The sequence below is a fragment of the Nostoc spongiaeforme FACHB-130 genome, from assembly GCF_014698475.1.
Lineage (GTDB): Bacteria > Cyanobacteriota > Cyanobacteriia > Cyanobacteriales > Nostocaceae > Nostoc_B > Nostoc_B spongiaeforme.
In genome coordinates, this window is record NZ_JACJTB010000060.1 from 1 (window position 1) to 14,965 (window position 14,965).

Sequence of the window (14,965 nt, forward strand, 5' to 3'; positions counted from 1 at the left end):
ATCGTTCTCAAAAACCTCCCGGCATTTCTACTTTGATTTGTGGGCTACGTCAATTTGAATACTTCTTTCAGGGCTGGAAACTTGCTCTGTGTAAGGATGTGTGTACACCGTAGGCTTGCGGGGAGGGGTTGGGGGTGGGGTTGAAATGTACCTCATCCAACCGAGAACCGCTATAGTTTGGTTATTTCCCACCGGCTTACTTAAGTCATCATCAAACTCTCTTTTACTCAGCACTCAGCACTCAGCACTCAGCACTCATCACTCAGCACTCTCAACTGCATGATGAGTGATGCGCTGAAGTAAGTCCATTACTCTTTGTTCAAATTCTTGAGTGGTTACACGTCCTTTGGTTAAAAATTCGGTGTAGCCTAATTTCAGTCGCTGGCGTTCGGACTCGTCTAAATCTTTGGCAGAGTAAACTACTACGGGCATGGTACATAAATGATTGTGTTGTCGTAACCAATCAATTACCACAAAGCCATCACTTTCTGGCAAAATTAAGTCAAGAATTAATAAGTCAGGATTCAATTCTTGGCTAAGGTGAATGGCTTCTCTGCCTGTTTGTGCCAAGCAAGTTTCGATGTCATGGCGCTCAAATAAAGTAATTAGTAATTGTGCTAAGTCATTGTCATCTTCCACAATTAAAATCCGGGCGCGTTTTGATGGTTTGGCAACAACTTGTTTCAGTGATTGTAATAAATAACTTTTTTGTACTGGCTTACTTACCCAATCAGCAAAATCTGTAATGGGTTTACCATTAGTCTCTGATTGATAAACACTACAAATGACAATCGGAATGTGTTGAGTATCGGCACGTTCTTTTAAAATTGCCATTGTTTGCCAGCCGTTCATTTCTGGCATGAGTAAATCGAGTAAAATCACGTCTGGTTGTTGCGATGATGCAGTGGCGATCGCTTCTTGCCCGGTAGCAACTGTTACAACTCGATAGCCGCCTTTTTGTAATAAAGTTTGCAGTTCATTAGAAATATCTGGATCATCATCACAAACCAAAACCAATGGAGAATAAGCGATTGGCAGTGGGCAGTGGTGGTTAGATTGGGTAGTTTCGGGAATTTGCGGAGCTTGGTAAATGGGGAGTGTAAAGTAAAATGTACTACCTTCACCTAAAGTACTTTCCACCCAAATACGCCCGCCATGTTGCTGCACAATACTTTTGCAAATTGCTAAACCCAAACCTGTGCCATCATGGTTACGCGAATCAGATGAATCTACTTGTTGAAATCGCTCAAAAATACTTTCTAATTTATCTTCTGGAATACCACGTCCGGTATCTTTAACTGAGAGTAAAACTTCATTTTGTTGCTGCTGAATTTCTAACCAGACTGTCGCCCCACTCACGGAGAATTTAATGGCATTGCTCAACAGATTTGTTAGTGTTTGGACAATGCGATCGGGGTCAGCCCATAACATTACTGATAAGCTAGAAATTGCTAATTTTACTCCTTGTTTATTTGCCAATGTTTGAATAGTATTGACGGCTGATTGAATTAACTCGTCAAGGTTGCAAATTTCCCGCGCCATCTTGACTTTGCCAGATTCAATGCGTTCGATGTCTAAAATATCATTAATTAATCGGACTAAGCGATCACTACTATCTATGGCAATTTGTAACAGCCGTTTTCCCTGCTCAGAATCTGCTTTTAATAAACCACTGGTGAGCATTCCTAAAGAACCATGAATTGAGGTTAAAGGTGTGCGGAGTTCGTGACTCACCACAGAAACAAACTCATCTTTCATTCGCTCAACTTGTTTGCGTTCTGTCACATCCCGCAAAATCACTGTATAGTAAACTTCCTCACCCATATTTAACTTAGAAATGGAAGCTTCAGCCGGAAATTCACTACCATCTCGGCGCTGACCAAATAACTCCCGCCGTTCTCCCATTCTTCGCGCTAAATTTGTTGATTTGCCAAAGTCAGATACATGTTGACGATGAGCTTGAGTAAATCGCAATGGTAAAAGTATATCTAATTTCTGCCCCATGATTTCTTGAGCCGTATAACCAAATATTTTTTCGGCTCCTTGGTTAAATAAAGTAATGCTTTGGTTGCTATCTATAGAAATAATTGCATCATCAGCAATATCTAAAATTCGGGCTAATTTTACTTGAGAAACCCGCAATTCTTCTTCAATGCGTTGGCGTTTATCTAGTTCTGATTGTAATTGACGGTTGACAGTAATTAATTCGGCGGTACGTTCGGCAACTCGTAACTCTAATTCATTATTGGCTTTTTGTAAGGCGGCTTGAGTTTGTTTTAATGCGGCTTCGGCTAAAGTGCGATCGCGTTGGTTGCGTAATGCGACAATACCATAAGTTAAATCTTCTGCCAGTTTTTTCAACAACTGCACTTCATCATCATCAAAAGCGTTTGCTTCCGCCGCATAAATATTCAACGCGCCAAAAGTTTGATTCTCTGTTTTTAAAGGTAACGCGATCGCCGCCCCATAACCCCGTTCTTCTGCTTGACAGCGCCAAACTTCATATTTCGGGTCAGTTAATATATTCTGAATAATGCAAGTTTTACCTGTGCGAATGGCTGTACCTGTTGGCCCTTGACCACGCACAGTATCCGACCAAGTAAGCTGGAGGGTTTGTAAATAGCCATCATCATAGCCAGCTTGCGCCACTGGTAGAATATTTTTTTCCCGATCATTTTCCGCAAACCCTACCCAAGCCAGCCGATAACCACCAACTTCCACAATAATTTGGCAAATTTTCTGGAGTAATTCTAGTTCGTTTGGTGTGCGGACAATAATTTGATTGCAACTACTCAATGTTTGGAGTGTCCGATTAATGCGGCGAATTTCGGTTTCGACTTGTTTATAGTGGGTAATATCGCGGGTAATTGCCAACTGGACAAATTTGCCATCAGTTTTATTTTGCAGAGGTACAGCATGAGTTTCCATCCAACGACGCTGACCTTGATAAGTAATCATTTCAAACTGCAAAGTAGCTTTATTACCTTGACAAACACTTTCATGCAGTTGGCGAAATGCAGCTTGATATTCTGGAGTAATCAAAGAGTAAACTGATTTACCAATCACCTTGGCTTTGCTTTTAGCTTCCAGAATCGCCAGTCCCGCAGCATTGATTTCTAAAATTGTGCCATCAGCCCCTACTACTTTCACACATTCCGGTTCACCTTCAAAGATGGTACGCCAGTCAGCCGCAAAGTTAGATATGGGAGATGAAAGCGCCTCTGTTTCCTGAGATGGTTGTTGCTGAGTTTGTCCCATCCGCTTAAGTAATTGTATCCGTTCCAAGCGATTAACAATGCGAGTAACCAGTTCTGGCCCGACAATGGGTTTGCTGACAAAATCATCAGCACCAACGCTATACACCTGATTTACAATGTCCGCCTCACTATGAACTGTGAGAAATAAAATCGGTAATTCACTCCAATGGGAATCATTTCGCACCACTTGACACAACTCAATACCGTTGCTGTGGGGCATTTCTACATCCAGAATCAACATATCTGGCTTGACTGTTTCCAAAGTTTCCCAAAAGCGGCGCGGATCATCCAACCCGATTACTTGTAAACCCCAGGGTGTAAGTAAAGTTTGTAACAGAGCTAGAATTTTTGGGTCATCATCGACAGCCAGGATTTTGGCTTCGCCGTGGGGGAATTGTTGGAGTAATTGAGCGATCGCATCTGCTACTTGTCCCGCCGTCATTGGCTTTTGTAAAAAGGTATGTCCCCCTTGCCTTGCCAACTGCAAGCGATTGGCTAAATCTGTTTGCTCAGTAAAAACTAACACTGGCACAGGTGGTTTTCTTTGTGCCAATTCTCCTAAAAAACTCAAACTATCTTCGGGATGCTCAGAAAAATTAGGGTCAAGTAACACCGCGCTGGGATGGTCGCGGTAAAGTATAGTTCTGGCAGACTCTAGATTTGTAGCAACGCTGACTTGAAATTCTGCACCAGCCGTAGTTTGCCTCAAATGTCCCCCAATAGTCTGGTCTTGATCAACCACCAAAACTAAAGGTAATTTACTATCAACTGCGGTTGAGTTTACCTCCTCACCTTGAGTTTGAATTTCCTGGCGCAAGGATTTCACCCAAGTTTGCAGCTGAGTAATTTCTTCCGGCGTTAACTTCTGACCAGACTTAAGTAACTGTTCAATTTGACGCGCCAGTTTTGAACCAGTCGGAAAACCAAATGTTCCTAACGAACCGGCTAAGGTATGAGCTTCTTTCGTTGCTTGGTTGAGCAATTCACTATTTAAACCTGACTTAGCAAAAACCGCTTGTTCGATAACTTTGATTTGCTCATCGACTCGCCCTTGAAATCTTTGCCAAACTCCGGCTATGGCTTGGAGTGTTTGTTGTTGTGATGATAATTCTGCTTTGGGTTTCTGGTTTTTAGACTTGGCTGATTTTGCTGCGGTTTTCTCTTCTTCCGGCGGTTTGAGCCGATAGCCAATTCCATACACAGTCTCAATTAAATCACCAGGCGCACCCACAGCTTTTAATCTCTGGCGTAACCCTTTAATATGAGTCCGCACAGCTTCTTCCCCTGGTGTATCTTCATAAGACCACAAATGTTCTAAAATCATCCCGCAACTAAACACGCGGCGACTATTGCGTAAAAATAATTCCAAAAGCGCATATTCTTTGGGAGTTAATGATAGTAAATCATTACCATAACTCACTTCACAACTACTAGGATCAAGACGCAAATTTCCCCATTCTAAAATAGGTTGTGATGATGCACTTCCACGCCGCAATAAAGCCCGCACACGGGCGACTAATTCTTCCTCAGCAAATGGTTTCACGACATAATCATCCGCCCCTGCATCCAAGCCAATTGCTTTCTCATGACTACTATCACATCCCGTCAACAACAGGATAGGCATTTGCAAATTATTGGAGCGAATTTGCCGACACAAACTAATTCCATCTAATTTCGGCAAAATTACATCTAATAAAATTAAATCATAATTATAAGTTTGAATTAAATCCCAAGCAGATTCACCATCATTTGCGACTTCCACTGCATAGTTCTGGTTAGTCAGAACAGCCGTTAGTGCATAGGCATTTAACTCGTCATCCTCGACAACTAATATTTTCATATCTTAAGATTTCCTAAATGTTAGTATTAATAGATGATGAGTACAGCAGTCCTAAATCATTTGTAAATTTTCTATATCTTTTTCTTCTTTCTTACCTTTGCGTCCTTGGCGTTCTTGGCGGTTCGTTTCCATATATATGTTTTTCACGACTAATTTAGGATTGCTATAAAAAAAGTATGACTTAACGCAAAAACTCTCTCATACTCTTATAACTTCGTCTCCTACCCTGCCGGAAGCCGCTTGCGCGTCTACGTTTTTTCATACTTTTGTGTAAGTACTAAAATTTAAAATTTAAATTGGCAATTTGCGCTTTAAAGCATGGTAAAGTATTCATGCTCTAATGTTAAGTTTAATTCACAATTGTCAACATTTATCAATCTTCAGAAATAGTTGTCGAGAGAATTAAGCTCTCAAATTTACAACATATCTCAAGGCTTTTCCTGGCACATTGAAATTCTGAAATAACTATTAAGATAGTAGTCCAAAGCTCACCAAATTTGCATAGCAGTGAAAAGCCGAAAATCCCCTCCCACAATCACCTTGAGTGCTGATTCCTTGCATTCGCAACATCTAAATTCAGTCATTCCATGTGGGATAATCCTCACAAGTTCCTCAAATTCTTTCTTTATAAATTAAAGATAGATGTCACATACAGGGTTGCTCGATGATTACAGCTATTAAATAAATTATTTTTGCAATTTTTTGCCAAAAGCAGATGCAGACTTCTCAATTATGGTGATTCTGCATTTAAAAACCAAAAACTTTCAAGTTATTCGCAATCACAGCCAGAGGTCTATATGCTGAAAAAGATTTTGGTTGCATTGGATCGTTCAGAAATGGGAACAGAGGTTTTTGAGCAAGCATTGACCTTAGCCAAGGCTATGTCCGCCCAATTATTGCTGCTGCATGTTCTTTCTCCAGAGGAAGAAGGTAGCCCTTATATTCCTATGTTATCTAATGTGGACTACTATCCAGGTTTGAGCGCCCAAAGTTTAGATTTATACCAAAAACAGTGGGATAAATTTAAAGATGAAAGCGTGCGGATGTTGCAGTCTTTCTCTGCTCAAGCCAACACAGCCAATGTGACAGCAGAATTTAGCCAAATTTTAGGCAACCCTGGCAATACTATTTGTAAACTGGCTGCTCAATGGAACGCAGACTTAATTGTGATGGGGCATCGGGGACGTTCTGGGATAACAGAATTTTTCTTGGGTAGTGTGAGTAACTACGTGCTGCATCACGCCAAATGTTCAGTCTTTATCGTCAATCACCCGCCCGTCCAGAAAGACGCTGACAAACCAGCCGTGACGGTGATTAGTCAGGCTTGACTTAGGGACGCGAATTTCTTACGTATGGGTAGCGGGTGTGGGGAGACTAGGGAGAGGGGGAAGGGTGGGAGGAGTGGGAGGATGGTGAAGAAATCTTTCCCCCCACACTCCCCACACTCCCCACACTCCCCACACTCCCCACGCTCCCCACATTCCCCACACTCCCCACACTCCCCACACTCCCCACACTCCCTGCCCCTCCTATAACTCACGAATCTCTAGCAGTAACAATGACAACCGCATCAACCGTAGTTTTACCGCATCCCAGTGGTGATAAACGCCTGAAGATGTTAGACGCAACTATGAAGCGTCACCAGTATCAACAAGATGCCTTAATCGAAATTCTCCACAAAGCCCAAGAACTGTACGGTTACTTGGAAAATGACTTATTACTGTATATTGCTCATAAACTCAAACTGCCTCCCAGCCGAGTTTATGGCGTAGCGACTTTTTACCATTTATTTTCTTTAGCGCCCCAAGGAGTTCATAGTTGTGTGCTGTGTACAGGAACAGCTTGTTATGTCAAAGGCGCTCAAGCAATTTTGGCAAATGTAGAAAAAACAGCTCATATTCGGGCTGGTGAAACTACAACCAACGGTCAATTATCACTACTGACAGCAAGATGTTTAGGGGCTTGCGGGATTGCGCCGGCTGTGGTGTTTGATGGCACAGTCTTAGGCAATCAAACACCAGAATCAGTTTGCGATCGCATCCAAGGATGGCTGGAAAATGGAACTCAATGAATTATTCGCAATTGCCAAACAAGAACGCTCTCAAGCTAAACCAGTACAAATTCGTTGCTGTACGGCTGCTGGCTGTTTATCTGGTAACGCCGAAGGCGTTAAACATGAACTGGAAGCAGGTGTGAAAGCCGAAGGTTTAGAAAAAGATGTACAAGTTTGTGGTGTGGGCTGTATGCGTTTATGTTGCCAAGGGCCTTTAGTTCAAGTTGACACCCCAGCCGGTAGTAAACTTTACGAAAAAGTCACCACTCAAGACGCATTTGCAATTATTGAAGCCCTGGATGGCGGCAAAACCCATATTTCCGAAATAGATTTATCCCAGCCATTCTTTAGTTATCAAAAGCCCATCGTTTTAGAAAATAGCGGCAAAATTGACCCCGAAAAAATTCAAGCTTATATTGCAGCTAAAGGTTATCAAGCTCTTTACCATGTCTTGCGCGAAATGACACCGGGTGAAGTCGTCGAGACAATTAACCGTAGTGGTTTGCGCGGTAGGGGAGGCGCTGGTTATCCCACAGGAATTAAATGGGCGACTGTTGCTAAAGCTAAAAGTAGCCGCAAATTTGTCATCTGTAACGCTGATGAAGGTGATCCCGGCGCATTTATGGATCGGAGTGTCTTAGAGAGCGATCCCCATCGGGTATTAGAAGGAATGGCGATCGCAGCTTATGCTGTTGGAGCAAATCAAGGTTATATTTATGTCCGGGCAGAATATCCCGTGGCAATTCATCGGCTGCAAACTGCCATCCATCAAGCCCAACGCCTTGGTTTATTGGGTAGCCAAATCTTTGAATCTCCCTTTGACTTTAAAATCGATATCCGCATTGGTGCTGGGGCTTATGTCTGCGGTGAAGAAACAGCCTTAATGGCTTCTATCGAAGGTAAACGCGGCCTACCCCATCCCCGCCCACCTTATCCGGCGGAATCAGGTTTATGGGGTCATCCCACCTTAATTAACAACGTCGAAACCTTTGCTAACATCGCACCAATTATTCGTAACGGTGCTGACTGGTTTGCGAATATTGGCACAGAAAAAAGCAAAGGGACAAAAGTTTTCGCCCTCGCAGGTAAAATCCGCAATACAGGTTTAATCGAAGTCCCAATGGGAACCTCCTTACGGCAAATTGTCGAAGAAATGGGAGGCGGTATTCCTGATGGTGGTACAGCTAAAGCAGTACAAACAGGTGGCCCTTCCGGGGGATGTATCCCTGCTTCCGCCTTTGATACACCTGTAGATTATGAATCCCTGACAAACCTCGGCTCAATGATGGGTTCCGGCGGCATGATTGTCATGGACGATAGTACCAACATGGTAGACGTTGCCCGCTTCTTCATGGAATTTTGCATGGATGAATCCTGCGGTAAGTGTATTCCTTGCCGAGTCGGAACTGTGCAGATGCACGGTTTATTAACCAAACTCATGCAAGGCAAAGCAACCCAAGCTGATTTGACACTCCTGGAAGAACTGTGCGATATGGTCAAAAACACCAGCCTGTGCGGTTTAGGACAATCTGCACCCAACCCCGTGTTGAGTACATTACGCTACTTCCGCGAGGAGTATGTGGAGTTGATTGAAGAGTATTTGGAGTTGATTAGGGATTAAGGGTGTAAGGGTGTAGGAGAAAAAATAATGACTCAGCAAAAAACGAAAGAATGTTTTTGGAGGGGGTTTGGGGGACGCAACCGTCCCCCAATCGGGGGTTTGGGGGAGAATCCACCAAATCTTGCTCATTATCTAATAGGTAGAGCAGAAATTGAGAAATCAACCCTCATCACCCTAACTGAAGCGTATTGCGCTACAACCTCTCACTTATCCCCTAATTATGACCGTAAAAACCTTAACAATTAATGGTCAACTGGTCAGCGCCAGCGAAGAAGAAACTTTGCTAGATGCGGCGCAAGCAGCAGGAATTCATATTCCCACACTGTGCCATGTAGAAGGTGTGGGAGATGTTGGTGCTTGTCGGCTGTGTTTAGTTGAGATTGCCGGCAGTAGTAAATTACAACCTGCTTGCGTGACAAAAGTTAACGAAGGAATGGAGGTTTACACCAATAGCGATCGCCTACAAAAATACCGTCGGACAATTGTTGAAATGCTGTTTGCTGAAGGCAATCACATTTGCTCTGTGTGCGTAGCAAACGGTAATTGCGAATTACAAGACTTAGCGATTGAAATGGGTATGGATCATGTACGTTTAGATTATCACTTCCCCAATCGCAAAGTAGATGTTTCCCACGATCGCTTCGGTATTGACCATAACCGATGTGTGCTGTGTACTCGTTGCGTCCGTGTTTGTGACGAAATCGAAGGCGCTCACACTTGGGATATGGCAGGCAGGGGTACAAACTCCCACGTCATTACTGACTTGAGTCAGCCCTGGGGAACATCTCAAACTTGTACCTCTTGTGGTAAATGTGTCAACGCTTGCCCCACAGGTGCGATTTTCTACCAAGGTTCCAGTGTTGGGGAAATGAAACATCATCGGGACAAACTTGATTTCTTAGTTACCGCAAGAGAAAAACAGCAATGGAATTTTTAGCCGTTGATTTTGAGTCGAAGCCAGGAGATATATATGAAACTCCGTCGCATCCGCAACATATTTTGGTGGTTGCTAGTAGTCAGTCTTTTGACAATATCTATATTCCTGGCTTTAGGAAGTCCCACATCACCAACTGCGATCGCATCTGTTACACATTTAGAAGCAGCACCAGGCGAAATACTTTATCGCTCACAAACAAAATTAGATGATCAATCAGGACACGTCTGGCAAGTGGTTCTGTTTAAACAAATTTATCCTGGTCAAAATACCAGTGTAAATCTGCGGCTTGTGGGTTTTCCCAACTCAACCGAGTTAATTCATCCCCAACCCCTCAAAATCACCACCGCTTCCGGCCAAGTTTTTACAGCCTCTGACGTTTTCCTCGATGAAGCCCCAGCCCCAACTATCGGCCAGTACGACTTCCAAAATATCTTGCCCCAATTACCCAACGAACCCCTCCAACTCGCCATTCCTTTACCTGGACAAAAATCGATCAATATTTCAGTACCTTATCCTGTCGTCCTGGAATGGCAGGAAGTTATGAGGGATGAGTAGGGAGTGTGGGAAGAGTGGGGAGTGTGGGAAGAGTGGGGAGTGTGGGGAGTGTGGGGAGTGTGGGGAGAGAGGGGGGAAAGATTTCTTCTTCATCCTTCCAAACCGCCCAAACCTCCCACACCTCCCACCCCTCCCACACCTCCCACCCCTCCCACACCTCCCACCCCTCCCACCCCTCCCACACCTCCCAACTCCCAACTCCCCACTCCCCAAAATCAACTATGACTCGCTTACGACTAGCAACAGTATGGTTAGGCGGCTGTTCTGGCTGTCACATGTCCTTTCTTGATTTAGATGAATGGCTGATTGATTTAGCCGGACAGGTAGATGTTGTTTACAGTCCCTTCGCTGATATTAAAGAATATCCCCACGATGTAGATGTGGTTTTGGTTGAAGGTGCGATCGCTAATGAAGAACACTTAACCACAATCCGCACTGTTCGAGAACGTTCTAAACTCTTAATTTCCTTTGGTGATTGTGCTGTAACTGGCAATGTTACCGCCTTACGTAATCCATTAGGTAGCGCCGAACCAGTACTCCAGCGATGTTACGTCGAACTTGTGGATCTTCACCCCCAAATACCCCAAGAACCCGGCATAGTACCCCCACTATTAGATAAAGTCACCCCTGTACATTACGTAGTCCCCGTTGATATCTATTTACCCGGTTGTCCACCCTCAGCAACACGCATTCGCGCCGCATTAGAACCCCTATTGCAAGGTGAAAAACCACAACTCGCAGGACGCGAATTAATCAAATTTGGTTAAAGAGAAGGCAGGAGGCAGGGGGCAGGGAGACAAGGGAGGAGGGGGAGACAAGGTAGAGGTGGGAGGTTTGGGAGGATGGTGAAGAAATCTTTCCCCCTCTCTTCCCACACTCCCCACACTCCCCACACTTCCCACTCAGCACTCAGCACTCAGCACTCAGCACTTTACTACAGGAGATTAATTATGTTAAAAGCCGCAGACATTATGACAAAAGATGTAGCCACCATTCGTAGCTCTGCCACAGTTGCAGAAGCAGTACAGTTAATGCGGGCTAGAGATTGGCGGGCGTTAATTGTTGACCGTCGCCACGAACAAGATGCTTACGGCATTATTAGCGAGAGCGATATTGTCTATAAAGTTATTGCTTATGGTAAAGACCCTCATAAAACACGGGTATACGAGGTTATGACCAAGCCTTGCATAGCCATTAATCCCGACTTGGGTTTAGAATACGTCGCGCGGTTGTTTGCCCAACATCATCTGCACAGAGCGCCTGTTATCCAAGGTGAACTAGTCGGCATAATTTCACTGACTGATATTTTGGCTTTAAGCGACTTTTTGGAACAACCCCAGTCAATTCTTTTAGAACAACAACTACAAGAAGAAATTAAAAAAGCTCGCGCCATTTGTGTAGAAAAAGGTATCAATTCAGAAGAATGTGCCGCAGCTTGGGATGCCGTGGACGAAATGCAATCAGAAATAGCACATCAAACAGCCATCAAAATTGACAGCACCGCTTTTGAGGATTACTCGGAAAGTGTGAAGTGAGGGGACAAGGAGGACAAAGGAGACAAGGGAGTGGGCGGAGACTAGGGATTCTCTCTTGTGAGAAATCAAGGGGTTTGGGAGGTTTGGAAGGATGGTGAAGAAATCTTTCCTCCCACACTCCCCACACTCCCCACACTCCCCACACTTCCCACACTCCCCACACTCCCCACACTCCCCACACTCCCCACTCAGCACTCTTAACCAGCAATGACTAAAAAAATCGTTATCGATCCCGTTACCCGCATTGAAGGACATGCCAAGATTAGTATTTTTTTGGATGATACTGGTCAGGTGAGTGATGCTCACTTTCATGTCACAGAATTTCGTGGGTTTGAAAAGTTTTGCGAAGGTCGGCCGTTGTGGGAAATGCCGGCAATTACTGCTAGGGTTTGTGGTATTTGTCCGGTGAGTCACTTGTTAGCTTCAGCTAAAGCAGGCGATCGCATTTTAGCTGTTACTATCCCATCCGCAGCTGCTAAACTCCGAAGATTGATGAACTTAGGGCAAATTCTCCAATCCCATGCACTGAGTTTCTTTCATCTCAGCGCCCCCGATTTTTTATTGGGAATGGATAGTAATCCCCAAACCCGCAATGTCTTCGGTTTAATTGCAGCAGAACCAGAATTTGCCCGTGGTGGAATTCGTTTACGTCAGTTTGGCCAAGAAATTATTGAGTTACTGGGAGGACAAAAGATTCACCCAGCTTGGGCGGTTCCCGGTGGTGTGCGCGAACCACTCACATCAGAAAATCGCAGCCATATCCAAAACCGCATTCCCGAAGCCCGCACCACGATTTTAGATGCGTTGGCAAGATTTAAAAACTTGCTCGATGATTATGCCGCAGAAGCCCAAACATTTGGGAATTTCCCTAGTTTATTCATGGGGTTAGTCACTCCCAATGGTTTGTGGGAAACTTACGATGGACATCTCCGCTTTGTGGATAGTGCAGGTAACATCCTTGCCGACAAACTTGATCCCACGCGCTATCAAGAATTTATTGGGGAAGCAGTTCAACCAGACTCTTACTTAAAATCTCCCTACTATCGACCCTTGGGTTATCCTAACCAAAATGACCATTGTCGGATAGATAGTGGGATGTATCGGGTAGGGCCACTAGCACGACTAAATATTTGTAATCGAATTGGCACACCTTTAGCTGATCAAGAATTACAAGAATTCCGCGATCGCGGTCAAGGTACAGTCAAATCTTCATTCTTTTATCACTATGCCCGCTTAATCGAAATTATCGCTTGTATCGAACACATTGAAATTTTACTTGATGACCCAGACATTTTATCAACACGACTACGTGCCGAAGCTGGCATTAACCAACTAGAAGGAGTTGGTGTCAGCGAAGCACCACGCGGCACATTATTTCATCATTATCACGTTGATGAAAATGGGTTACTGCAAAAAGTCAACTTAATCATTGCGACAGGACAAAATAACCTAGCAATGAATCGCACAGTGGCTCAAATTGCCCGACATTTCATTCAAGGTAATGATATTCCAGAAGGAATGCTCAACCGTGTCGAAGCCGGGATTCGCGCCTTTGACCCCTGTTTAAGTTGTTCAACTCACGCCGCCGGACAAATGCCTTTACAAATTCAATTAATAGCAGCCGATGGCAATATTATTAATCAGGTTTGGCGGCATTAAATTGTGCTACAGCGTTTTTCATTTCAATGAGGTACATTCATCTAGCCTCCAGCCTCTAGCCCCTATCAACTTGTACTGCACTCAACCGGAAAACGCTGTAATAATGTCTCCACACTCGCATTATGATCTAAAAAAGAAAACAAATGGCGATAAAGTAATTTACCATCTTTATCTAACACAAATTGCGCTGGTAAAGGCGCTCCCAAAGCTTGCCCGACTCGATATCTCCGAAATACTTGGCAACTGGGGTCACTTAACAAAGGCATTTTTAAGCCCAAATCTTGGACAACTATTTGACTCTGCTTTTCATCAGTACTTGTAATCATCAAAACTTCAATACCGCGTTTTGTAAATTCCTCATAGTTTTCATTCAAAGCTTTAATATGGGGATAACAAAATGGACAGTATTGCTTTTCGGTAAAGATGCGGGTAAAAGCTAGTAATACTGGTTGCTTACCGCGATAATCTGATAATTTCACTAAATTACCGTTAGTAATATCCGGTAATTGAAAATCTGGTGTACCTATTTCCAGATTGAAGTAACTAGTTGCAGGTATTGGCAAAAAATTACGGAAAAATCGCTCATTAAATAAGCCTCTAAAATCAGTTGAAGTTAGCATAACAAGCCTCACAATAATAATTTCGCGTTTTTGTCTGAAATATTGATAATGGATATATCCATTTTATCCTCCTATCATGATCCTATCCTGCTTCCCGATGTAGCACACAGATGAGATTCAAAAAATAGACAAGATATACTATTACCTATTCAACTTTTGGTGTTTCCTGAGAATTAGTTGTCTCTTCCTGATTGCTAGACTGTAAAGTCTCACGGGTTATTAAAAATTTTTTACCTAAATCTGTAACACAAAAATATTTAGTTAAATCGATTGGTTGCCTACCATAATCGCTTGCTTTCACCAAATCGCTAATATAACCGGAATTAGTCTGAATTAATTTCAAATCTCGCAAACGTCTTAATTCATCAGCCACTTTCTCTGAAACATAAAAGTTATAATTAGTATTTGCTTGTAAATGCTGATCAAGTTGAGCAATCTTCTCATAATCTTTATCTCCTAATAAAAAGTTATACATGAAAGCTTGCATTTCTTCTAAGTTTTTTTGTTGCTTTTCTAATTGTTCTAGTTGCTGTGCTTGCAGTTCATCGATTTCTTTTTTCTGTTTATTAACTTCTTGCTTGAGTTCCCTAAACTTAGCTGTAATCCCACCTTCTTTAGAAATACCAAAATCCTCTAATCTATTCAGCAATTCAGAGTTGAACAATAAAATAACAGCAATGACTAAAATATCAGGAATTTCTATTTTTCTTGGTTGCTGTCCTTCTTTAAAAAAGATGGGACTAATTAAGCTAAATATCAGATAACTTAATGCTAATACTGAAATAATTTCAATCCACAAATTTCTGCGATTTTTATTTTGAGCGTTATCTGGTTTCTGATTTGTTTGGTTTTGAGTATTTTCTTGATTCATAAATGATTGCTTTTAAT

12 protein-coding genes are annotated in these 14,965 nt (G+C 43.0%); 9 read left to right on the forward strand and 3 right to left on the reverse strand.

What is annotated here, in order from left to right:
* Window positions 1-258: 258 nt before the first annotated feature.
* On the reverse strand, window positions 259-5,097 hold the full coding sequence (locus H6G74_RS27730; protein ID WP_190970757.1) for a response regulator: 4,839 nt from the start codon (window positions 5,095-5,097) through the stop codon (window positions 259-261).
* Between the two features lie 797 nt (window positions 5,098-5,894).
* On the opposite strand from H6G74_RS27730, the gene H6G74_RS27735 reads away from it, so the two are divergent.
* The 9 genes from H6G74_RS27735 to H6G74_RS27775 all read left to right on the forward strand — a co-directional run bounded on the left by H6G74_RS27735 (window position 5,895) and on the right by H6G74_RS27775 (window position 13,457).
* Window positions 5,895-6,425 (forward strand): universal stress protein, encoded by a 531-nt coding sequence (locus H6G74_RS27735; protein ID WP_190970759.1) that lies wholly within the window; start codon window positions 5,895-5,897, stop codon window positions 6,423-6,425.
* Between the two features lie 230 nt (window positions 6,426-6,655).
* Entirely contained in the window at window positions 6,656-7,168 is a 513-nt protein-coding gene (gene hoxE, locus H6G74_RS27740; RefSeq protein WP_190970761.1) for a bidirectional hydrogenase complex protein HoxE, read from the forward strand.
* Window positions 7,155-8,771: an NADH-quinone oxidoreductase subunit NuoF gene (nuoF, locus tag H6G74_RS27745; RefSeq protein ID WP_190970763.1), complete on the forward strand. Its 1,617-nt coding sequence runs from the start codon at window positions 7,155-7,157 to the stop codon at window positions 8,769-8,771. Before hoxE ends, nuoF begins: the two co-directional genes overlap by 14 nt.
* A 220-nt stretch (window positions 8,772-8,991) precedes the next feature.
* Window positions 8,992-9,708, forward strand: coding sequence for a bidirectional hydrogenase complex protein HoxU (gene hoxU / locus H6G74_RS27750; protein WP_190670196.1), 717 nt, complete (start codon window positions 8,992-8,994; stop codon window positions 9,706-9,708).
* Window positions 9,709-9,741: 33 nt separating this feature from the next.
* Window positions 9,742-10,263 (forward strand): DUF3122 domain-containing protein, encoded by a 522-nt coding sequence (locus H6G74_RS27755; protein WP_190970765.1) that lies wholly within the window; start codon window positions 9,742-9,744, stop codon window positions 10,261-10,263.
* 221 nt (window positions 10,264-10,484) lie between these two features.
* On the forward strand, window positions 10,485-11,030 hold the full coding sequence (locus H6G74_RS27760) for an NADH-quinone oxidoreductase subunit B family protein (protein ID WP_190970767.1): 546 nt from the start codon (window positions 10,485-10,487) through the stop codon (window positions 11,028-11,030).
* A gap of 183 nt (window positions 11,031-11,213) precedes the next feature.
* Window positions 11,214-11,798, forward strand: coding sequence for a CBS domain-containing protein (locus tag H6G74_RS27765; RefSeq protein WP_190970806.1), 585 nt, complete (start codon window positions 11,214-11,216; stop codon window positions 11,796-11,798).
* A gap of 57 nt (window positions 11,799-11,855) precedes the next feature.
* The gene (locus H6G74_RS27770; protein WP_190970769.1) at window positions 11,856-11,999 is read left to right on the forward strand and encodes a hypothetical protein; all 144 of its coding nucleotides are present in this window, start codon (window positions 11,856-11,858) and stop codon (window positions 11,997-11,999) included.
* Between the two features lie 6 nt (window positions 12,000-12,005).
* Window positions 12,006-13,457, forward strand: coding sequence for a Ni/Fe hydrogenase subunit alpha (locus H6G74_RS27775; RefSeq protein WP_190970771.1), 1,452 nt, complete (start codon window positions 12,006-12,008; stop codon window positions 13,455-13,457).
* A 65-nt stretch (window positions 13,458-13,522) separates the two neighbouring features.
* Here the strand turns inward: H6G74_RS27775 and H6G74_RS27780 are convergent, their stop codons facing one another.
* Together H6G74_RS27780 and H6G74_RS27785 are read right to left on the reverse strand one after the other, a co-directional pair.
* Window positions 13,523-14,077, reverse strand: coding sequence for a peroxiredoxin family protein (locus H6G74_RS27780; RefSeq protein ID WP_190970773.1), 555 nt, complete (start codon window positions 14,075-14,077; stop codon window positions 13,523-13,525).
* Between the two features lie 145 nt (window positions 14,078-14,222).
* Complete coding sequence (locus H6G74_RS27785; protein ID WP_190970775.1) at window positions 14,223-14,948, reverse strand: hypothetical protein; 726 nt, start codon at window positions 14,946-14,948, stop codon at window positions 14,223-14,225.
* Window positions 14,949-14,965 lie beyond the last annotated feature (17 nt).